The organism is Nocardia sp. CA-128927 (genome assembly GCF_050955855.1).
In the GTDB taxonomy this organism is placed as follows: domain Bacteria; phylum Actinomycetota; class Actinomycetes; order Mycobacteriales; family Mycobacteriaceae; genus Nocardia.
This window is the reverse complement of the sequence record NZ_CP192087.1, coordinates 5,879,311-5,900,200: the sequence shown is the minus strand read 5'-3', so window position 1 is coordinate 5,900,200 and position 20,890 is coordinate 5,879,311. Positions and strand designations below refer to the sequence as shown.

The window sequence follows — 20,890 nt, the reverse complement described above, 5'->3', positions numbered from 1 at the left end:
GTCCGCAGATGACCACGACCACCGCACCGCGCAAGAGCACCCGCAAGCCCGCGAAGGTGGACACCGCCACCCAGTCGACCGCCGAATCCGCGTTCGCCGCAGCGGATTCCGAGACGCTGCGCGGTCTCTACCACGACATGCTGTTCGTGCGCCGCTTCGAGGAGCGCACCGCGCAGAGCTACCAGCAGGCCAAGATCGGCGGCTACTGCCACCTGAACCTCGGTGAGGAAGCCACCGTCGTCGGGCTCGGCGCGGCGATGCGCCCCACCGACTACCTGTTCACCAACTACCGCGAGCACGGTTACGCGCTGGCCAAGGGCATCGCGCCGGGCCGGGTGATGGCCGAGCTCTACGGCCGCTCCACCGGCACGTCGAAGGGCTGGGGCGGGTCGATGCACATGTACGACACCGCGACCCGGCTGCTCGGCGGCTATGCCATTGTGGGCGGCCAGGTTCCGCTCGCGGTCGGCGCGGCGCTGGCCATCGACTACCGCGGCGGCGACGAGGTGGTGGTGTGCCAGATGGGGGAGGGCACCACGAACATCGGCGCATTCCACGAGTCGCTCAACATCGCGGCGCTGTGGCGGCTGCCGGTGGTGTTCCTGGTGATCAACAATCAGACCGGCATGGGCACCACGGTCGAGAAGTCCTCGGCTGAACCGGATCTGTGGAAGCGCGCCGCCGCCTACCGCATGCGCGGTGAGCGAGTGGACGGCACCGACGTGCTCGCGGTGCGCGATATGGCGAGTGAACTCATCGAAGGCGCCCGCCGCGAAGGGAAACCGGCGCTGCTGGAGGCGGTGAGCTATCGGCTCAAAGGGCATTCGGTGGTGGACCCGGCCAAGTACCGCAGCAACGACGCGGTGTCCACGGCCCGCGAGCACGACCCGATCGTCCTGTGGCAGAACAGATTGCTCGATGCCGGGGTGCTGACCGAGGAGTCGGTCGCCGAGATCGAGCGCGAGGTCGCCGAAAGTGTTGCCGCCGCCGTCGAATTCGCCGACTCAAGCCCGCATCCGGAGCCGTCGAGCTTGTTCGACTACAACTACGCCACCCCGGTGCCCGGCGATTCCCGCCGCCTGCCCGCCGACCCGCTCTTCACCGCCTAGGACCAACTGTGCCTACCCACCCCGCCGGCTCCGCCGGCTCCGCCGGCTCCGCCGGCTGCCGTCCCCCTGCGCCTGTCATGACCTATCGCGAAGCGCTGCGCGAAACCCTGCGCGAGGAGATGCGTCGCGACGACGACGTCTTCCTGATCGGGGAAGAGATCGGCGTCTTCGAGGGCTCCTACAAGATCACCGCGGGCCTGCTGGCCGAGTTCGGCGAGAAGCGGGTGCGCGACACCCCGATCGCCGAGGAGGGTTTCGTCGGCGCGGCCATCGGTGCCGCCATGCTCGGCCTGCGCCCGGTCGTGGAGATCATGACGATCAACTTCTCGCTGCTCGCGCTGGACCAGATCGTCAATCACGCCGCCAAGATCTACGGTATGTTCGGTGGGCAGACCAATGTGCCCATGGTCATCCGGATGCCCGGTGGCGGCGGCCAGCAGCTCGGTGCGACGCACTCGCAGAACATCGAGCTGTACTACGCCTTCGTGCCCGGCCTGAAGGTGGTGGCGCCGAGCACGCCCGCCGATGCGCGGGCGCTGCTCAAGGCCGCGATCGAGGACGACGACCCGGTGGTGTTCCTGGAGAACCTGTCTCTCTACAACACCAAAGGGGAAGTGCCCGAGGATCTTCCGCCTGCCCAGATCGGCAAGGCGGCCGTTACCCGAGAGGGCACCGATATCACGCTGATCAGTTACTCCCGCATGGCTACCGTTGCCACCCAGGTAGCCGAACGTCTTGCCGCCGAGGGGATTTCCGCCGAGGTGATCGATCTGCGCAGCCTGCGTCCGTTGGATCGTGACACCCTGGTCGCGTCTGTCCGTAAGACCGGCTGTGCCGTTGTCGGCGAGGACGATTGGCTCACCTATGGCATCGGTGCGGAGGTCGCGGCCTCCATCTCGGATGGAGCGTTCGACTACCTCGACGCCCCGGTCCGTCGGGTCGCGATGGCCGAGGTTCCGCTGCCGTATGCCAAGCCGCTGGAGAAGCTCGCGCTGCCGTCCGCGGAGTCGCTGTACACCGCTGCGGTGGAAACCCTTGCGGCCGTGGGGAGGAAATAAGACATGTCTGAGATCACCATGCCCCGGCTGTCCGACACCATGGAGGACGGCGTTGTCTCCGCCTGGTTGAAGCAGGTCGGCGATCAGATCACGCGCGGGGAGGTTGTCGCCGAGATCGAGACCGACAAGGCGCTGATGGAGCTCGAGGCGTACGAGGACGGGGTGCTCGAACAGATCCTGGCCCAGCCTGGTGTGCGCATTGCGATCGGTGAGCCGATCGCGATCGTCGGGGACGGGAGTGGAGCGAGCGCGGCGGGATCGTCCGGTGCGGTACCCGCGAGTGCTGCGGCACAAGCGAGTTCGCCCAGCTCTGACTCGTCCGCCGTGGCAGTGGCGGTGAGCGCCAGCGCGACTCCGGAAACAACTGGAGCGCAACCTGATTCGGCGACAGCCGCCGAGTCGGGCGAGCGGTTGAAGTCGTCGCCGTTGGCGCGCAAGATCGCGCGCGAGCTCGGCGTCGATCTCGCCGCCGTCGTCGGCACCGGCCCTGGCGGGCGGATCACGCGACAGGATGTGGAGGCGGCGCACCGTAATGGCGCTACCGCACCGGCTGCAGACCCTGTAGCCGCAACGTCTGCGCCTGCTGCCGTCGTACCGGCCGCGGGCGCAGCGAATGAGGCCTCCGCATCAGCGATCTCCGGTACCACTCCCGCCGTGAGTGCCGCTGCTGCACAAAGCATCCCGGTCTCAGGCGACCACGACGAGATCCCACTCACGAACATCCAGCGGCTCTCCGCGACCCGCCTCACCGAGAGCAAGCAGCAAGCCCCGCACATCTACCTGACCAGTGCGATCGACGTGACCGACTTGCTCGCCTTCCGCGCGCGGATCAACGAGACCCTGGAAGCGGCGGGCGAGGGCAAGGTCAGCGTGAACGACCTGCTCGTCAAGGCGGTCGCGGGCACCCTGCGCAAGGATCCCTTGGTCAACGTCAGTTTCGCGGGCGATAAGCTGTTGCGCCACAAGGGAATCCATCTCGGCATCGCCGTCGCCACCCCGGCCGGTCTGCTCGTCCCGGTGATCCGCGACGCCGACCGCAAGAGCGTCTCCGAGATCGCGGCCGACAGCCGCGACAAGGCGACGCGCGCCCGTGATCGAAAGCTCCGGGCCGACGAGATGTCCGGCGGCACCTTCACCATCTCCAACCTCGGCATGTTCGGCATCGAGCAGTTCACGGCGGTCATCAACCCGCCGGAGTCCGCGATCCTCGCGGTCGGCGGCGCGGCGGACGAGCTGCGCCTCGACGACGGTGCGGTGGTCACCCGCAAGATCCTGCGCGTCACGCTGTCCGCGGACCACCGCGCGATCGACGGTGCGGTCGGCGCCCAGTTCCTCGCGCAGCTGAAGGAGGTCCTCGAGCACCCGCTGCGCATCGTCACGTAGCGCGTTCGCCAGTGCACCCCAAACGATTCCAATCGGACGGAATCGTGGTGAGCGCAACAGTGCCGAATGGTTGTGCGCCTCGCTAACGTTTTGTGGTTGAACGCTGTTGTGGAGGAGGGTGCGGTGACCACTGAGTCGACCATCGATATCGATACCTCGTTGCATCCGCTCGACGACCCGGTGCGGACCTCGCTGCGTGGCGTGCACCGCCGGTTCGCGGGCTGGGCGGGTCGGATCTGTCGGTATGACCCGGAGGTCGCCAGGTTCTTCGGCCATCCGCCGGTCCTGGACGAACAGGACTGGACCGACCTGGCTACCCTGCTCGGGCCGGGCGGCAGCACCGCATTGCGCGGGGCGGGGCACGTGCCGCCGGCCGGGTGGACGGTGTTGCAGGACGTCGCAACGGTGCAGATGGACGGCACCGGACTGCGCGTCGCCGCCGACCCGGAATTCGAGGTGCTCACCACCGCCGACGTCCCCGAGATGCTCGACTTGATCGCGCGTACCGAACCCGGCCCGTTCGCGCCGCGGACGATCGAAATGGGCACCTACTTGGGCCTGCGGGTAAACGGCAGACTGATCGCCATGGCGGGTGAGCGGATGCACCCGCCCGGCTGGACCGAGATCAGCGCCGTCTGCACCGACCCCGAATTCCGCGGGCGCGGCATTGCCTCGCGGCTGGTCGCGGCCGTCGGCGCGGGTATCCGGGCTCGGGGCGAGGCACCGTTCCTGCACGCCGTCGCCCACAACGTGACGGCGATCCGCCTGTACGAGACACTCGGTTTCGTTGTGCGCAAGCGCTCGCACTTGACGATCGTGCAGGCGCCCGCGGGTTACCCGCAGTCATTCAACTGACCGCCGCCGCGCAGGCCATGCTCCTTGGTGCCTGGCGCGCAACACATTCCGGGCTGCGACGGCTGGGATCGCGCATGACTTGGGCTGCGGCAAGTTGATGATGTGCCTTCAGCGAGTCTGGCAGTCTTAGTAGCTGACGCCGAGCGCGGCGAGTGACGCCTAGCCACCGGAACCGTGATGAGCACACCGAAATCGAAGACCGCAGAGCAGGTCTTGAAGTATGCCGCGACCATCGCTGCCAGTGTCGCCTTCTGGGGGACACTGTGGAACCTCCTATACGACCGGTTCCTCTACCACCTGATCAAGATCTGTGCGGGTGACATCGATCCTGGCTCGTTGTCGTCGTTGAACGACTGCAAGCCGGTATCGCACGTTTCCTGGGTGCTGATCATTGTCTGTGCGGTTGTCGGCGCCGGTTTGGCCGCGGGCTACGTCGTTGTCGCACTGTTGCCTACCAGCCGGCCGGACAGTGCAACGACCGCCCGACCGAGCTCGCAGTCGAGTCCGTTCGAGCCCAACCCGCTCAGGCCGGCCAACCCGCCTGTTGCGGGCTACGCGCCCCAGCCATCCCCGCCGCGCCATCCGTTCGCATTCCTAGGCGATGCACGATTGGTCGGCTTGTGGACGCTGTGCGGCCTGGTGCTCACGGTGATCCAGACCTTCTTCCGCTGACGCTGCTACAACGCGTCCTGCTCATCAGACGCATGGATCAGGCAACAGATGCACACTCGCATAGGGTGATGCGGTGGGCGTCGCATTCGTTGTCGTGGGGATCGTCGTTCTGGGGGTTTTCGGCGGGCTGCACTGGTATGTGTGGCGGCGGCTCGTGCGGGATACGACGGTGTCCGGATCGATCGCGCGCCGGGTGGGTACCGGTGTGATGATCGCGGGCCCGGTGCTGTTGATCGGTGCCTTCGTTGCCGAGTCGGCCGGGATTCCGTTCCTGATCATCCAGATCATCGCCTGGCCTGGGTATCTGTGGGGCGCGCTGTTCCTGTACCTCTTGCTGTCGTTGCTGGTCGGGGAGTTGGTCCGGCCGTTGTTCCGGCGGTGGATCGCCCGCACGGACAACTCCGTGACGCGGGTGCCCGAGGACGTACTGGTTCCCGCAACCAAGACAGCCGATGCTGCACCGCCCGATCGACCGGAACCGCCAGTCTCGCGGCGGCTGTTCGTATCTCGTGCGGTGGGTGGGGCGGCGGCGCTGGCCGCGGTGAGCACCGTCGGCTACGGCACCTACGGCGTGCTGGCCGGTCCGCAGGTGAAGCAGTTGACCATCCCGCTGGCGAAGCTGCCACGCGCGGCGCACGGATTCCGGATCGCCGTGGTCAGCGATATCCATCTCGGTCCGATTCTGGGGCGCGGATTCGCCGAGCGGGTGGTCCAGACGATCAACGGCACCCAGCCGGATCTCATTGCGGTGGTTGGTGATCTGGTCGACGGTAGCGTCGAACACCTGCGGTCGGCGGTCGAACCACTGTCGCGGCTGCGTGCACGCCACGGCGCCTATTTCGTCACCGGCAATCACGAATACTTCTCCGGCGCAGCGGAATGGATGGAGCACGTGCAGGAACTCGGGCTGCACCTACTGGCGAACAGCCACACGGAGTTGCCGCATTTCGACCTCGCGGGCGTCAACGACATTCAGGGCAAACGCATCGGACAGGAACCGGACTTCGCCGCCGCGCTCGGCAACCGCGATCACGCCCGTACCGCGGTGCTGATGGCGCATCAGCCGGTGCAGATCCATGACGCGGTCGAGCACGGGGTCGATCTGCAACTGTCCGGCCACACGCACGGCGGGCAGGTATGGCCCGGCAATCTCCTTGCGGGCCTGGCCAATCCGACCGTCGCAGGGTTGGAACGTTACGGCGATACCCAGCTGTACGTCACGCGCGGTGCCGGTGCCTGGGGGCCACCCGTCCGGGTAGGCGCACCCTCCGACATCACCGTGATCGAGCTCGCGTCGAAACAGGCCTGACCGGATCTGCCGGGGCACACGCGATTACGGTGTCGGAACGCGAACGCGGCTATGCGGCGCGAACAGGGTGGGCCAAGCGAAATCGCTTGGCCCACCCTGGTTTATCCGATCCGGTGGAGCTTATCGGCGGCCGCGGCGCCACTTCAGTGAACGGGTTCCGGTGCCGACACCGGCCAGATGCAGGGCGATCAGCAGTAGGCCGAGGGTGGTGAGCGTGCCTGCGGTGACGGTGTCACCGAGGGTGGTATCGGTCAGATCGAGCAGCAGAGCGAGCCCGAACGAGACGGCGGCAGCTATTGCCATCATGGTGGAACCTCCTGGTTGTGCCGAGTACATACCCACGGATCACCGGCGCAACCGCGTTCTGTCCGCACACTTTCGGCATCGATCTCAGACGCCGAAAAGGACCTCCCCGGTGCTCCGGGCGAAGACGACCTTTCCGGACTCGGTGAACCGCGCACCGTCGGCGCGCAGCGCGACGGCCGGGCCGGTTTCGTACGCGGTGAACGTTTCTCGATCCGGGAAGACATACCGGCCTTCGACTCGTCCGTCATCGAGCAGCACGACCTGTCCCGAGACGGCCGCGCTGAGCTCGACCACCTTCGCCACGTGCCCGTCTCGCATCCAGGCCAGATATTCCTGGCGCACTTCATCGTTCGCGAACTCGGCCGTCACCACGTATGTGAACATGCCGACCATGTCACTCGGGAAACCTCGACTTGGCAAGCAGTATAAGGGAGCCCAGATCTGGCGTTGCGGGGCGAAGGGGTCGGATTCGACGCGGCCCTGGTTGGACCAGATCATCGTCTGCCGCTTGTCCAGGGTGTAGCGCGGCCAGTTCGCGCCCGGCGCATTGTCTTTGACGAAGCCGACCCAGGCGGCGTGCATGGCGTCGGCCAGTGCTTGGGGCGGCCCTGCGCCCTCGACCTCGGTGACGCCGGGTACGCGCAGCAGGTCGAAGGCGAACGGTAGGTCGAGGCAGTGTGCCGCCATCCCGTTGTAGCCGGGAGCTGTTGAGGTCCAGGTGAATTCGTAGAGCCAGGTGGGTTGATTCAGTCGCGCGCGAGCCTCGGCGACCTGGTAGGAGGGTCCGCGGATGATCGTGTCGCTGATGGCGTGGCCGGCGAGTTCGATCTCACCCGCGCCGGGATAGGCTGCGCGATAGGCGTTCATGTCGACGCCCCGTCCGGCCCCTGCGAGTGGGCTGGCTGCTCCCGGGTTCTGCGCCATCATGGTGGCCGCCATGTTGAACTCGTGCCGGGTGAAACCGAGCAGCAGTGGAATATCGCCGCCCGCACCATTTTTGAGCATGGTGGGTGTTGATTCGGGGATCAGCGTGCCGTCGGCGAACGGTGCCAAACCGAGCATCGGCACGGTCTCGCTGCCCGGCCCGGGTGCCTGGAGTGCATCCTGCATGTCGAGCACGGTGTTCTCGGGCAGGGCGCGTAAAGCGGCGGCGGTCGCGGGCACGCCGGTGCGTCGGGTGAACAGTTCAGCCACGGCGAGCCCCGCGGCGCGATCGTTCGGCTGGGTTACCGCGCCGGAGACGGAGATTCCCGCGCGGAACAGCCCGCGCGCGGCGGGTGTGGCCATCAGCGCCCAGACCGCGCCGCCACCCGCGGACTGACCGGCGACGGTCACCTTGCCCGGATCGCCACCGAACGACGCGACGTTGTCGCGAACCCACTGCAAAGCCGCGATCCAGTCCAGCACCGCCCGGTTGTCCGGAGCTCCGTCCAGGTGCAGGAAACCATCGATTCCGAGTCGGTAGCCGACCGAAACCACCACCACCCCATCGCGATTGAACGCGGCACCGTCATACCAGGGGCTGGCCGGACTGCCCGCGATGAAGCCGCCGCCGTGGATCCACACCAGCACCGGCAGGCCACGCGCGGACGGGTCAGGGGTGAAGACATTCAAGTTGAGGACGGCATCGCCGGGGATGCTCGGCTCGGGGATGGTCGTCACCTCGCCCATCGACCTGCGCTGAGCGGTGGGTCCGTACGCGGTGCACTCCAACGTTTCGGTCCACGGTGCGGGCGGTGCTGGGGCGGCGAATCGCAGCTCGCCGACCGGCGGCCGGGCGAACGGCACGCCGAGGAAGGCGATGCCGGTGTCGCGGCGCTTGCCCCGGATCGGACCGTAGGTCGTCCGCACGGTGTCGGAGCTGGATCGCTCGGTCGAGCATGCGGCGGCCAAGGTGATGGCCGCGGCTCCGAGCAGGACGGTCCGGCGGTTGATGTGCGCAGTGGGCATCGCGACCTCGATTCGATTCGTGCGAGCACCGGTATGTTCGCGATTCGGGACGGAATAAGTCAATGATTGAAAAAATTCTTGACCTGCATAGTCTTGATCGTGTGGAGATGACGCAGGCACATGATTCGGTGGCCGTCCGGCGACGCAACCTGGGGCTGGTGCTGCGTCACGTGGCCGAGCACGGTCCGTGCGCGCGCACCGAGATCGCCGTAGCCACGGGGCTGTCGCACGCATCGGTCACCACGATGGTTGCCGACCTGACGGCGCGCGGACTGGTGTCGGAGGACGGTGTGCTGCTTAGTGGTGGGCGGGGTCGGCCACGACGGCTGCTGCGGATGATCCCGCGGCGCGCGTCGACCATTGCGGTGCAGATCAGTTCGGAACAACTGCGTGTTGCCGTCGCCGATCTCGCGGGCACGATCGTGTGGCGCGACACCGCACCGCACAACGGTGTCGCCGGGGTGCCCCCATCGATGGCGGACGCGATCGCCGACGCGGTGCGTCGAGCGGAAACGGCGGCGCCTCCTGATGCGGAATTGGTGCGCGTCGCAGTCGCGATGGCAGGGCCGGTCGGTGACGATGAGGCGCAAACTGTGCTTGCCGCACCGGATTTCGGCTGGCTGCGTCCGGTTCGGTTGCGCGCGCTGATCGCTGCCCGGCTGTCGGAGGTGACCTGTCCTATCGACGTGATCAACGACGCGAACGCCGCCACACTGGCGGAATACCATGCGCATCCGCGACGTCCGCGCGGCGTGGTCTATATCGCCGCGGGCACCGGTATCGGTGGTGGGGTGGTGCTGGACGGGCGCATTCACACCGGCAGTCACGGTATTGCGGGCGAGCCGGGCCACATGCCGGTCGCCATCGACGGACCGGCCTGCTTCTGCGGGGCCCGTGGATGTTTGGTGGGGTACGCGGGCCCCGATGCGGTGCTCACGGCCGCCGGTTTCGATGATGTTTTGCGGCGTGATGGACTCGGCCGCGCAGCCGACCTCCTCGTCGAGGCACTCGACCGCGGCGACGAGCGAGCGCTGGAGGCAGTGGATATTGCAGGGCGGGCCGTGGGTACCGCGATACTGTCGATCACCTCCTTGCTCGACATCGACGAAGTGATCCTGGGAGGTGTACTGGCGCAATGGTTTCCATGGCTGTACCCGGTGATTCAACACCAGTTCTCGGGTCGTCGCGCACTGGTACCCGCTGCGGAACCGGACGTCACTCCCGCACTCCTCGGCGCGGACGCGGCCTTGCTCGGCGTCATCGAATTCGCCCGTCGTGCTGCACTTTCCGACCCCGCGACCGTCCCTCGTCGACACCTACCCGCACCCTGAATGACTTTTGTCATGGCCGGACCATGAGGAACTCACCGGCATTCGATGACTGCGCTTACTACTGACGTCGAGCCGAGTCCACGATCGTAGAAGCCATGAACAGCACGAATCGGAACCCACGAGTTCACGATGTCATCAACGCACGCAGCCTGCGCCGCACCTACGGCCACGGCAAGACCGCGTTCGAGGCGGTCAAGGGCGTGGACCTCCAAGTCGACGAGGGAGAGGTTTTTGCATTGCTCGGCACCAACGGCGCCGGTAAGACATCAACGCTCGACATGCTCGAAGGCCTGGCCGCTCCCTCCGCCGGTGTCGTCGAGGTCTTCGGCCTCGACCCGCTGCGGGACCGCGACCAGGTCCGCCCCCAGGTCGGCATCATGTTGCAGTCCGGCGGCCTGCCTGCCGAGCTGACCGTCCGCGAAACACTCGAAATGTGGCGCGGGACCTGCACCGATCCGACCACCGCCGACGTCGTCCTCGCGCAGGTCGACCTCGCCGATCGTGCCAACGTGCGGGTCGGTTCGCTATCGGGCGGCGAGCAGCGCCGCGTCGACATGGCGTGCGCCCTGCTCGGTCAGCCGCGTTTGCTGTTTCTCGACGAGCCGACGACCGGCCTCGACCCGGAGAGCCGACGAGGGACGTGGCAACTGCTCTCCGACCTCAAGTCGTCCGGCGTGACCATGGTGCTCACCACGCACTATCTGGATGAGGCCGAGGCACTCGCCGACCGGATCGCGATCATGCACAAGGGCGAGGTCGCCCGCGCGGGCACGCTGCGCGAGATCGTCGACGGCCATCCGGCGCGGATCGTCTTCGATCATCCCGGGCTGCCGTTGCCGCACCTGCGTGACGCGCGGATCGAGGCGCAAGCTCGCGTCACCGTCAGCACCTATGACCTCCAGGGTCACCTGTTCGAACTGCTCGGCTGGGCGCGCGAGCACGGTCTGCATCTGACCGGCCTCGAAGCCCGCGCCGCCTCCCTGGAATCGGTCTTCCTGGACATCGCCAACGAATCTAACGACGCGCAGGCGACCACCCCCGAATTGATCGGAGCAACCCGATGACCACCCTCGCGACACCCACCAGCTTTCGCCGCCGCCCGCTCGCCGCGCTGGCCAAGGCCGAGTTCGTGCAGTTCCGGCGCAACAAGACGCTGGTCTACATGGCGACCCTCTTTCCGATCGGAATACCGCTGGCGCTGTATCTGATCGCGATCAGAAACCAGTCGCCGACGGCGAGCACGGCGGCGGTGACGTTCGAGACGCTCGCGTTGGCCGCCTTATTGTTCGTGCAGTACTACTCGGTGCTGTCGATGGTGACCACGCGCCGCAGCGAGGGCGTGTTGAAACGGCTGCGCACGGGTGAGGCCGCCGACTGGCAGATCCAGCTCGCTCCGGCCATTCCCGGTGCGCTGGTGACACTTTCGTGCACTGCCGTCGTTGTGGCGGTGGTTTACGGCACCGGCGCACCCGCTCCGGTGAACCCCATCGCGATCGCGCTGGCGCTCATCGGCGGTGTCGTTGTGTTCTCGCTGCTGGCCCTCGCGACCAGCGCGGTGACGAAGAACGCCGAGGCCGCGCAGATCACCTCGCTGCCGGTGATGACGGTCGCGATGGTCGGCCTCGCCTCCATCCGGAAGGTGCTGCCGGATCGGTTGTCCGAGCCGGCCGACTGGACACCGTTCGCGGCGGTTTCCGACCTGATCTCCCTCGGCGCGTCCGGCAAGCCGGCCACCGCCGCCGCATCCGACGTGGCCCTCGACTTCGCGGGCACGTTCGCCGAACTCGGCCGACCGTTTGCCACACTGGCGATATGGACAGTCCTGGCGCTCGCGCTGACCCGCAAGAGCTTCCGCTGGGACGACCGCGGTTGAGCCGCTGGACCGCGTGGTGGGACGAGCTGTCCGGGCCGGCCAAGTACCGGCTCTACACCCGGCTGACGCTGCAGGGTGGTCTCGTCGCGGTGATCGCCGTCATGGCGATCACCGCGCACGCGTCGTGGTCGGTGGCCGGGATCGTGCTGGCCGGTATCGGGGCGATGGTCGCGGTGGAAGTCCAACCCGAATTCTCGCTGTCGGCCGGGGCAGTGTCGCGTCGATGGGCACTGCCGGGCGCGGTGGCGGTGCTCGCGGGGGTTTGGCTAATCGCTGGCATTACCGCCCGACTGGCCACCAGTGACCCGACCATCCAAGAAGCGTTTTTGGTCAGTATCGGCGCGGCGGCGTTGGCCATGTACTCGGTCGTATGGTTCGTGCTGCGCAAGTGGTGGGTAGTTCTCGGTCTCAGCGTCGCCACCGGACTGCTCCTCGGTTCGTCGCCAGTTACGGGACTGATCGCGGCGGCGGTGACCTTCCTTGCCGGAAGTTTGGTTGTCGCAACGACATTGCTCACCGTGTGGGGGATGCGGGTCGTCGAAGAGTTGGACCGGGCGAAGGCGGTCGAGGCGGAATTGCAAGTCGCCGAGGAACGTTTGCGCTTCGCGCGGGATCTGCACGACATCGTCGGCCGCGGGTTTTCCGCGATCGCGGTGAAAAGCGAACTGGCGGCGGTGTTGTCGCGGTCCGGGAAGTCCGACCGCGCGGCCGCCGAGATGGACGAGGTGAAGACACTCGCCGTCGAATCGATGGGGCAGATGCGCAAACTGGTCCGCGGCTACCGGGGCATCGATCTGCGCGGTGAGGTGGCAGGAGCGCGCTCGTTGCTGTCGGCGGTGGGTTGTCGGCTCGTTGTCGAGGGCGATCCGGCCAAGGTTCCGGCGCGGTTCCACGAGGTCGCCGCCTGGGTGGTGCGCGAGGGCACCACCAACATCGTCGAACACTCGTCGGCGACCTCGGCGGTTCTCGCGCTCGGAGATGCGGGGATGTCCTTGCGCAACGACTGTCCGCACGGCCTGCCCGGCGAGCACTCGGGGCTACGCGGCCTCGCCGAACGGCTCGCACCCATCGGCGCGACCCTCGACGTCGACGCGTCACCGGATGAGTTCATCCTCGAAATCCATTGGGAGAATAAATGATTCCGGTATTCCTGGCCGACGATGAAACACTCATCCGCGCCGCATTGGCGACCATGCTCGATCTCGAAGCCGACCTCGAGGTAGTGGACCATGTCGGCTCCGGCGAGGAACTCATCGCCGCGTGGCAGCGCCGCAACGAGCGCGGCGAGCCCGTCGCCGTGGCCGTCATCGATCTGCAAATGCCCGGCATAGACGGCATCGACACCGCCACCGAACTCCAACGCCTCTCACCCGGCGCAGGCACCCTCATCGTCACCAGCCACGGCCGCCCCGGCTACCTCAAACGCGCCCTCGCCGCAGGCGTCCGCGGCTTCCTCCCCAAAACCACCTCCGCCGCAACTCTGGCCGAAGTGATCCGCACCGTCCACCGCGGCGGCCGCTACGTAGACCCCGAACTAGCCGCCGAAGCCATCAGCGCAGGCGACACCGTCCTCACCGCCCGCGAAGCCGACGTCCTCGAATACGCCCTAGATGATTGATTCCAAGGGGATCAGTGGTCGTAGGCGGTCAGTGATCGGTGTACCGGTGCGCCGGTGGTGTCGTTGTGCCAGATCGCGGCGGTAATCGCCAGGATTCGTTGCAGGACACGCACTATGACTCCGCTGAGGGTGCGTCCACCGTGGCGTTCGAGATCGAGTTGGGCTTTGAACGTCTGGTTGATCGACTCGACGACCTGCCGTAATGGTTTGAACAGGGCGGCGCCAGGTCGTTCGGCTTCGCCCTTGCGAGCCGGCCGCAACAGCTGGATCCCGGTGGCGGCCAACTCGGCCTCGAACCCGGCACCGAAATAGTTCTTGTCGCAGATCAGGGTCTGTCCCGGTCGTTGGGCGGCCAGGGCGGGGTCACCGGCCAGGATACCCATCAGGGTTTCGCGTTCGTCGGCTTTCGCGCCGGTCAGAGCGAAACCGATCGGCAGCCCACCCAGGGTGGCGATCAAGTGCAGCCGCATGCCCCAGAAGAAGCGCGAATGCGAAGCGCAGTAACCGTATTCGGCGTATCCGGCCAGTTCGGAGCGCTTCACCGTTTCGCGGGAGCGCCCGCATTCCACCGGGGTGGAATCGGCGACCCATACATCGTCGGTCCACAGGCTTGTGTCGGTGGCCAGGTGCCGGATGGCGGCGGTGATCAGGGCGGCGGCTTTGCGGAGTCGTTTGTTGTAGCCGGGTTGCTGGGGCAGATACCGGAAGAGATGCCGTAGATGTTTGCGGGCGTAGCGCATCCAGCGGCGCTCGTTGGGGTAGCCCAGCAGGGCCTGCATCACGGCCAGGGCCACCAGTTCGGCGTCGGTCAACTGCGGGGTGAACCCGATCCGAGGGCGGGCAGGCGCCAGATCGGGGCGGGTCTTCACCAAGTCGTCGATCGTGACATAAAGTGCAGTGGCGAGGGTGTCGATTTCATTGCTCACAACCTTGATCTTCGGCGCCCTCGCCTACTTCGTCACATCGAATGCTGCTGTCGGGCAGAATCTTTCACTTCAGCACGGAGGAACAAGCACTGCGGCTGGGTGATCATCCATCAGGAGGTGTGTGGACTCGTCATGCACCACACCCCTTGGAATCAATCATCTAGACGGCGCCTCCGTAGAAGACATAGCCCGCCGAGCCCACCTAACCCCCGGCACCACCCGCAACTACCTCTCCTCCGCCATGGCCAAACTAGCCGTCTCCAACCGCTACGAAGCCGCCCTCAAAGCCCGAGAGAAGGGCTGGATCTAGCCCCAGCCCGACCTGTCGGTCTCCGAGTGCGCCTTTCGCGCCGGCCTGCCATTTGCTCCACGGAATCTGTCGGTACCTGCTGGCACCATAGGTACCGGAGCAAGGCGTGCCAGGGGATGGTGCGCCACAGGGGAATTCGTCGAGGGAGGGCTCGATGGCCGAAAACACGCACCGGCACGCGTACGACTGGTGGACCGACGAACGCAATACCGAGTTGATCGAGCTGCTACACACCGAGATGGGGATCGAGGAGATCGCCGACCGGACCGGGCGCAGCGTCAACGCGATCAAAGCGCAATGCGTCAACTTGCTGCCGCCGGATCTCGTTGTGAGTCAAAGCAGTTCGGTGCCACGGCTGCGGGAGACGTCTACCTGCGGCTGCACCTGCTCTCGCATCGGCTGGTCCGGCCGCACGGGGTGAACCTGGACGGCCAGTTCGGGCTGCTCAGCAATGTGGTGTGGACCAATCACGGCCCGGCGGCGGTGGAAGGCTTCGAGACCACCCGCGCCAAGCTGCGCGCCCGCGGCCCGGTGACCGTGTACAGCGTCGACAAGTTCCCGCGCATGGTCGACTACGTCATCCCGTCCGGCGTGCGCATCGGCGACGCCGACCGGGTCCGCCTCGGCGCGCACCTCGCCTCCGGCACCACCGTCATGCACGAGGGCTTCGTGAACTTCAACGCGGGCACCCTCGGCAACTCCATGGTCGAGGGCCGCATCTCGGCCGGTGTCGTGGTCGGCGACGGCTCCGACGTCGGCGGCGGCGCGTCCATCATGGGCACCCTGTCCGGCGGCGGCACCACCGTCATCTCCGTCGGCGAGCGCTCGCTGCTCGGCGCCAACGCGGGCGTCGGCATCCCCCTCGGCGACGACTGCGTCGTGGAGGCGGGCCTCTACCTCACCGCAGGCACCAAGGTCACCACCCCCGACGGCACCGTCGTCAAGGCCGCCGAATTCAGCGGCCAGAACAACCTCCTGTTCCGCCGCAACTCCGTCACCGGCACGGTAGAGGTGGTGCCCCGCAAGGGAACCGGCATCGAACTCAACGCCGCCCTGCACGCCAACGACTGACTCGTCGCCCGCCGAGTGCCGCGCATGCTGGCCTGACGCGCACGTTTCGGGATGCCGCGCATGAGTTCGCTAGCGGATTCGTGCGCGGCAGGCGGATTCGTGCGCACCGTGGCAATCGTCAGCGCCGCGCACATCCTGGAGCGCTGCCAACAGCTTGGCCTGCTGCGCGCGCTTTGGGCGCCGCGCACGTTTCGGGGCGCCGCGCACGAATTCGCTAGCGGATTCGTGCGCGGCGGGCGGATTCGTGCGCGGCGGGTGCCGTCGCGGCGGGCGCACCTCAGGTGAGGCTCGTGCGCGGCCCGCACCGACTGCCTTCCCAACGCCGATGAGCCCTTAGTCGAGGCAGAACTCGTTGCCCTCGATGTCTTGCATGACGATGCAGGACTCGTTGTCGTCGTCGGCAGGGAGTAGTCGGACGCGTACTGCGCCGAGGGCGATCAGGCGGGTGCATTCGGCTTCGAGGGTGGCGAGGCGTTCTTCGCCTATGAGTCCGGTGCCGGCTCGTACGTCGAGATGCACGCGGTTCTTGGCGACTTTGGGTTCGGGGACGCGTTGGAAGTAGAGGCGTGGGCCGACGCCTGAGGGGTCGATGCAGGCTGAACCCTGGTTCTCGTACCCCAGCGCAGCGGACCAGAAACGGGCGACGCGCTCGGGGTCGGCGCAGTCGAAGGTGACTTGGACCTGTTTGATCGATGCCATCGGTCCACCATAGTGGCGCGTGTCGGGCACCCGCTCCCACAACTGGCGCGGATGGAACCTGCTACACGGCAGTCGGATTCATGATCGCGTCAAACCGGAGAAGTCGCGGAGAGTGACGTAGTTGCGGTCGGTGCAGCTGCCGAGAGCGTGATCGGGGTGCAGGCCCAGGTATTGGCGGCGGGTGCGGGTGCTCCAGGTGCGGGCGGCGTCGGAGCGGGTCTTGTAGAAGTTGGCCGTGTAGCCGCCTTCGTAGATGCGGAGGAGGAGGTATCCGCCTGGATATTCTTTTACTGCGGCTACTTCGAGGAACTCGACGTCGATGCCGATGTTGGGGCGGCTGCGGCGGTTTCGGTGGGTGTGGCCGCTGTGGTGCAGGAACACCCCGGGTGCGTTTCGGTACAGGGTGTGCAGGGCGGCGGCGTTCGATGGGTCGAGTACGAAGCCCGGACCGCCCGGATTGCTCACTGCCGCATGCGATGTCACCGGGTGATGCCCGAATATGAGGGTGGGTCGGTCGGGGTCCGCGGCCAGGATTTCGCGTAGCTGATCCCGCTGCGGCGCGACGATGGTGCCACCGGATCCGGTCAGTCGGGTGGTGTCGAGTCCGAGCACGCGCAGTCCGCCGAGGTGGTATTCGACCAATCGTTGGCGGCTGTGGAATACGGCACCCCAGTGGTCGAGGCTTCGGCCGCGGAGTCGCTCGGGCTTGTCGTGGTTGCCGCGGCAGACGAAGTAGTCCTTGCCCAGCTCACCCCAGGAATCCAGCCGTGCGCGTACCGCGAGCGACTGGTCGAGCGTGCCGGAATCGGTCAGATCGCCCGCGAGGATGAGGTGATCGGCGGCGCGGTCGGGGCTGCGCACGTCGTCGAGCAGAGAGTCGAGCATGAACTCGGGGTAGTGCTCGGTGTCGTGGCGCAGTCCGGTGGGTAGCCCGCTGACGATGAGCCCGCTGGTGTGCTCGCCGTAGTGCACGTCGTTGGCGAGCGCGATGGTGCGCAACAGGCAGCCGGGAGGTGGTGTCGCAGTGGTGAATTCGCCGGTGGACTCTGGTGTTCCGGATCGCCGCGTCACCAGGGTGCGAGCGGGCACGGCACGACGGCCGTGCGAGTAGGCCTCGAACCGGTAGCGCCGTCCGGGCTCGAGCCCGTCGATCTCCGCGTAGTGGTACGCGGTGGGCCGGGAATCGAGATAACGTGTCCGCGCGGTGCCGGTGCCGTCGGCGTGCGCGATCCGGACCTCGGTGTCCGCAGGAACCGGCCGCCAGCGCCCGGAGTGATCCCTAGCGCGGGTCGTCCAAGTCAGTATCGCGGACCGATCCGTCACGGTGACCAACTCGAGATCGGATGCCACCATCGAATCACGCTGTGCCCGAACCGAATCGGCACGCACCAGGGTAAGTCTCGGATAGAAGGGTGTCCGCACGGTCACCGCCGCCGCACCTACGGCTACATTCGCCAACCATGCGGTTCTGAGTCGTGGATCGAGCATGGGGTCTCCGTCCGCCACTACTATCCGACGTTACGGTCATCAGTTGAACGTGTCAGTCCCCTGATGTGACAAGACAGCAACTGGACAGTGAAAGCGGCTGGCTGCGAGACGATGCGGATGATCTACCAGTCGGGCATCCTCAGACCGCACGCTATCCAGTGTCACCAAGCCGGACCAGTGCCAGCGCCGATTGGACGGACCTGCTGTCAGGCCGATTTCGGATGTCAGACGAGCGCGCTGTCCGGCGTCGTCATGTACGTGTCTAGCCGGGTCCGCCCCAAGTCATTGGCATTAGTTCTTTGTGCGGGAGATCGTTGCCGACTAGCACGGCTGCTAGCATCGATCGCCATGGAGGGGAGTGGGGCGTTCCATCTGCCTCAGCGTTACATACGTCGACCTCGAGTCTGGATCTGCCATGACGACTGAATTCTCGGTCGACCTGGACCATCTCGATGAGATTGTCGCCCGCCGGTCCAGCCTGGCCGGATTCGTAGCCGACCACCTTGACGTGTGTAAATGAGGACGCGCGATTTCATCGCCAGATTGCGGCCTTACGGGGAGCTTGAATGGTATCGCCATGCGGGCGGTGCCGATAACGAGGGTGCGGCCGTCCCTCCGCTGGTTGTATGGCGGTTTGCTGAACCGCGGCCGGTTGAACTCGAGGATTTGTTACGCGGCATTGTCGAATCCGATAGCCGGGAGATCGACTGGTTGTTCGACACGACGCGGCGAAACTGGGTACTGGTGCCTGCGCGGGTGATGGCCGAGAAAGAACTTCACAACTTTCCGACCGAAGCGCAAGCCGTGGCTTTACTGGAACGAGAGGACCCAGAATTCTGCCGAAGCTCGGTGCATGATTTCGATCGGATCATCGCCGCCTTGGATCGGATTGCTGATAGCTAGTTCCTCTGCGATAGTCCGAGCGGCCGGGATCTGTCACTGACGACAAGTCGCCATGGTTGGTCGGACGGGTCGGCGCTGCTGTCCGCACGCGCCATGAGCGATGACGTTTCCGAAAGGGGCGTCCGGTCAGAAGGTGTCGAGTAGGTGGGGGAGGCCGGAGGCGAAACGCTGGCGGTCGATCTGCTTTGCCGGGTTGAATTGGGGTAGGCGATAGAGGTCGAATACTCGGGCTCTGTCAGCGGGGGAGTCGGCTGCGTCGAGTAGGGCGTTTGCGGCTGTGCGGCCGGATTCGTTGGCGCCCTCCATGCTTGCGAGGTCGATGTTCGTGCGGACGTAGTCTCCGGCGAGGAAAAGGTTGGGGATGTCGGTTCGGGCGGTGGGGCGGAGGTCCCAGGATCCGGCGGTGTTGATGAGGAGGGGTTCGTCGTTGGTGTTGGTGCCGGCGGACCATTGGATGGCAGGGTCGAGGAACCAGGAGTGCAGGGTTTCGTCGCGTAGTAAGGGTTGGTAGTCCCCGTAGAGGCCTGCTTTGAGTTGGGCCCATACTTCGGTGGCGATTTCGTCTCTGGTGCAGTCGGTGGCGGGTCTGCCGTACAGGATTCCGGGGGTGTTCCAGTCGGAGATGTCGACGGAGAGGATGTCGCGGACGGTGCCGTCGCCGTAGTCGCGGGCGAGGTCGCGTTGTGGCCAGAACTGTGCTTGGTTGAGGGCGCTCAAAGCCCAGGGTGAATCGGCGAAGGCCTGGTGGCCCGGGGTGATCGGGGTGTTGGTGGTGAGGTAGTACTGGATGCCGTTCATCCAGTCGGTGACCAGTCCGTTCATCTGTTCCAGAGTGGGGGCGAGTTCGAGGATTTCCCGGTTCCACAATCTGCGTGCTCGCTCGACGGGCATAGCGCAGACGAACCAGTCGGCGTCGACGCGGCGGATTGCGCCGTTGCTGTCGCGGGCGGCCGCCGATGCGATGCGCCCGCCGTTCACCTGCAGCGATTCCACGGTCACGCCGGTCTCGAAACGCACACCGAGCCGGTCCAGATGCGCGACCCAGGGATCGATCCAGGCCTCGTTGGTGGGGCGATCGAGTACTCGATCGGGTGCGCCGTCGTTGCCCTGCAGTAGTGCGGTGGCGACGAACGCGTCGGCCATATTGCCGATCGTGCGGGCACTGGCGACTTGCTCCTTGGCGGCGACCAGGGCGCGGGTGAGCGCTCTGGACAGAAATCGGCGGTAGGCCTCAGACTTGCCGGGCGCGCGGATGTAGTCCAGCCAGGACACGTATTCCCATTGGCCGTAACGGCGTTCGTCGCAGCTGGTGAGAAAGACCATCATGTGCAGCCCGAATTCGGCGACCTCGAGCGGCGGTACCTGTAAGCCGAGTCGTATCCCGCCGAGCACCGTCGGGACAATGTTCTGTGGGGTGAGCACCGAAGGCAGCTCCGGAGTGAGCCCGAACGGTGCGACGAGGTTCTCACCGGCCACCGACACGAAGCCGGACGGCGCGTTGACGAGATTGTCCCACACGCCATTCCGGTTGCCGGGGAACGGGATTCGGCGCATTGTGTCGGGCACGTTGTGGTAGAAGCCGGGAAAGAACCGGAATCCGTGCTCGCCAGGAAGTGGTTGCCGACCGCCCGCGGTGGGCAGGTCGGTGGGGATGCTGCGCGCTTTTCCACCGAGGGCTTTGCGCTCGTACACGGTGACTTCGAAGCCGCGTTCGATCAGCTCGTGGGCGACGGTGAGCCCGGCCATGCCACCGCCCAATACCGCGACGCGGCCCGAAGTGGTTGTGGCGCGGGCACTTCCGGACCGGATACTTGTCGCACCGAGCGCGACGGCGGCGCCGATGAACGTTCTGCGAGACAACGTAGCGTCGTTCATTGGTCGGCTCCTCCGATAGCGCGTGATCGTCCGCCGCATCAGTGGTCGACCTCGCTGTCTGGAGGGTTTCTAACAACAACAATTGCTCGTATTCAATTCGCGTTTCGCCCCTGTGTAGCTGTCACGTAGTGATCTCAGGTCGGATTGCCGGATA

General features: G+C 66.2%; 19 protein-coding genes and 3 pseudogenes. 16 read left to right on the top strand and 6 right to left on the bottom strand.

Annotated elements, in window-relative coordinates:
• Nucleotides 1–8: 8 nt before the first annotated feature.
• From pdhA to ACQPW1_RS27585, 6 genes are all read left to right on the top strand, one after another.
• Nucleotides 9–1,109 (top strand): pyruvate dehydrogenase (acetyl-transferring) E1 component subunit alpha, encoded by a 1,101-nt coding sequence (gene pdhA / locus ACQPW1_RS27610; RefSeq protein ID WP_433654498.1) that lies wholly within the window; start codon nt 9–11, stop codon nt 1,107–1,109.
• Nucleotides 1,110–1,186: 77 nt separating this feature from the next.
• Complete coding sequence (locus ACQPW1_RS27605; RefSeq protein WP_433654496.1) at nt 1,187–2,167, top strand: alpha-ketoacid dehydrogenase subunit beta; 981 nt, start codon at nt 1,187–1,189, stop codon at nt 2,165–2,167.
• Between the two features lie 3 nt (nt 2,168–2,170).
• Nucleotides 2,171–3,550, top strand: a complete 1,380-nt coding sequence (locus tag ACQPW1_RS27600; RefSeq protein ID WP_433654494.1) for a dihydrolipoamide acetyltransferase family protein — start codon at nt 2,171–2,173, stop codon at nt 3,548–3,550.
• 123 nt (nt 3,551–3,673) lie between these two features.
• Entirely contained in the window at nt 3,674–4,405 is a 732-nt protein-coding gene (locus tag ACQPW1_RS27595; RefSeq protein ID WP_433654493.1) for a GNAT family N-acetyltransferase, read from the top strand.
• A 177-nt stretch (nt 4,406–4,582) separates the two neighbouring features.
• On the top strand, nt 4,583–5,077 hold the full coding sequence (locus ACQPW1_RS27590; protein ID WP_433654492.1) for a hypothetical protein: 495 nt from the start codon (nt 4,583–4,585) through the stop codon (nt 5,075–5,077).
• Nucleotides 5,078–5,150: 73 nt separating this feature from the next.
• Complete coding sequence (locus ACQPW1_RS27585; protein ID WP_433654491.1) at nt 5,151–6,386, top strand: metallophosphoesterase; 1,236 nt, start codon at nt 5,151–5,153, stop codon at nt 6,384–6,386.
• 120 nt (nt 6,387–6,506) lie between these two features.
• On the opposite strand, the gene ACQPW1_RS27580 is transcribed toward ACQPW1_RS27585, so the two are convergent.
• Together ACQPW1_RS27580 and ACQPW1_RS27575 are read right to left on the bottom strand one after the other, a co-directional pair.
• Nucleotides 6,507–6,692, bottom strand: a complete 186-nt coding sequence (locus ACQPW1_RS27580; RefSeq protein ID WP_433654490.1) for a hypothetical protein — start codon at nt 6,690–6,692, stop codon at nt 6,507–6,509.
• Nucleotides 6,693–6,776: 84 nt separating this feature from the next.
• A complete protein-coding gene (locus tag ACQPW1_RS27575; protein WP_433654489.1) occupies nt 6,777–8,642 on the bottom strand; it encodes a carboxylesterase family protein in 1,866 nt (621 codons plus the stop codon).
• A gap of 107 nt (nt 8,643–8,749) precedes the next feature.
• Here ACQPW1_RS27575 and ACQPW1_RS27570 point away from each other — a divergent pair, with 107 nt between their 5' ends.
• From ACQPW1_RS27570 to ACQPW1_RS27550, 5 genes and pseudogenes are all read left to right on the top strand, one after another.
• Entirely contained in the window at nt 8,750–9,973 is a 1,224-nt protein-coding gene (locus ACQPW1_RS27570) for an ROK family transcriptional regulator (RefSeq protein WP_433654487.1), read from the top strand.
• 95 nt (nt 9,974–10,068) lie between these two features.
• Nucleotides 10,069–11,037 carry an ABC transporter ATP-binding protein gene (locus ACQPW1_RS27565; RefSeq protein WP_433654486.1) on the top strand — a complete coding sequence of 323 codons (969 nt, stop codon included), beginning with the start codon at nt 10,069–10,071 and terminating at the stop codon, nt 11,035–11,037.
• Entirely contained in the window at nt 11,034–11,846 is an 813-nt protein-coding gene (locus tag ACQPW1_RS27560) for an ABC transporter permease (RefSeq protein WP_433654484.1), read from the top strand. The genes ACQPW1_RS27565 and ACQPW1_RS27560 overlap by 4 nt, the downstream gene beginning before the upstream one ends.
• Nucleotides 11,786–12,985 carry a histidine kinase gene (locus ACQPW1_RS27555; protein ID WP_433654483.1) on the top strand — a complete coding sequence of 400 codons (1,200 nt, stop codon included), beginning with the start codon at nt 11,786–11,788 and terminating at the stop codon, nt 12,983–12,985. The genes ACQPW1_RS27560 and ACQPW1_RS27555 overlap by 61 nt, the downstream gene beginning before the upstream one ends.
• Nucleotides 12,982–13,458: pseudogene (locus tag ACQPW1_RS27550) on the top strand (response regulator); the annotation flags it as partial. The gene ACQPW1_RS27555 and the pseudogene ACQPW1_RS27550, both read left to right, overlap by 4 nt.
• Nucleotides 13,459–13,475: 17 nt before the next feature.
• Here the strand turns inward: ACQPW1_RS27550 and ACQPW1_RS27545 are convergent.
• Entirely contained in the window at nt 13,476–14,390 is a 915-nt protein-coding gene (locus ACQPW1_RS27545) for an IS982 family transposase (RefSeq protein ID WP_433654482.1), read from the bottom strand.
• A 160-nt stretch (nt 14,391–14,550) separates the two neighbouring features.
• On the opposite strand from ACQPW1_RS27545, the pseudogene ACQPW1_RS27540 reads away from it, so the two are divergent.
• From ACQPW1_RS27540 to ACQPW1_RS27525, 4 genes and pseudogenes are all read left to right on the top strand, one after another.
• A pseudogene (locus tag ACQPW1_RS27540) lies at nt 14,551–14,700 on the top strand (response regulator transcription factor); the annotation flags it as partial.
• 154 nt (nt 14,701–14,854) lie between these two features.
• Nucleotides 14,855–15,121, top strand: a complete 267-nt coding sequence (locus ACQPW1_RS27535; RefSeq protein ID WP_433654480.1) for a hypothetical protein — start codon at nt 14,855–14,857, stop codon at nt 15,119–15,121.
• Nucleotides 15,058–15,771, top strand: a pseudogene (gene dapD / locus ACQPW1_RS27530) (2,3,4,5-tetrahydropyridine-2,6-dicarboxylate N-succinyltransferase); the annotation flags it as partial. The gene ACQPW1_RS27535 and the pseudogene dapD, both read left to right, overlap by 64 nt.
• Nucleotides 15,772–15,831: 60 nt before the next feature.
• Nucleotides 15,832–16,056, top strand: a complete 225-nt coding sequence (locus ACQPW1_RS27525; protein WP_433654479.1) for a hypothetical protein — start codon at nt 15,832–15,834, stop codon at nt 16,054–16,056.
• A 48-nt stretch (nt 16,057–16,104) separates the two neighbouring features.
• Here the strand turns inward: ACQPW1_RS27525 and ACQPW1_RS27520 are convergent, their stop codons facing one another.
• Both ACQPW1_RS27520 and ACQPW1_RS27515 read right to left on the bottom strand, forming a co-directional pair.
• Nucleotides 16,105–16,470, bottom strand: coding sequence for a VOC family protein (locus ACQPW1_RS27520; RefSeq protein WP_433654477.1), 366 nt, complete (start codon nt 16,468–16,470; stop codon nt 16,105–16,107).
• A gap of 78 nt (nt 16,471–16,548) precedes the next feature.
• Nucleotides 16,549–17,898 carry a metallophosphoesterase gene (locus ACQPW1_RS27515; RefSeq protein WP_433654475.1) on the bottom strand — a complete coding sequence of 450 codons (1,350 nt, stop codon included), beginning with the start codon at nt 17,896–17,898 and terminating at the stop codon, nt 16,549–16,551.
• Between the two features lie 576 nt (nt 17,899–18,474).
• On the opposite strand from ACQPW1_RS27515, the gene ACQPW1_RS27510 reads away from it, so the two are divergent.
• The gene (locus tag ACQPW1_RS27510) at nt 18,475–18,861 is read left to right on the top strand and encodes a hypothetical protein (RefSeq protein WP_433654474.1); all 387 of its coding nucleotides are present in this window, start codon (nt 18,475–18,477) and stop codon (nt 18,859–18,861) included.
• A 126-nt stretch (nt 18,862–18,987) separates the two neighbouring features.
• Here the strand turns inward: ACQPW1_RS27510 and ACQPW1_RS27505 are convergent, their stop codons facing one another.
• Nucleotides 18,988–20,736 (bottom strand): hydroxysqualene dehydroxylase, encoded by a 1,749-nt coding sequence (locus ACQPW1_RS27505; RefSeq protein ID WP_433654472.1) that lies wholly within the window; start codon nt 20,734–20,736, stop codon nt 18,988–18,990.
• Nucleotides 20,737–20,890 lie beyond the last annotated feature (154 nt).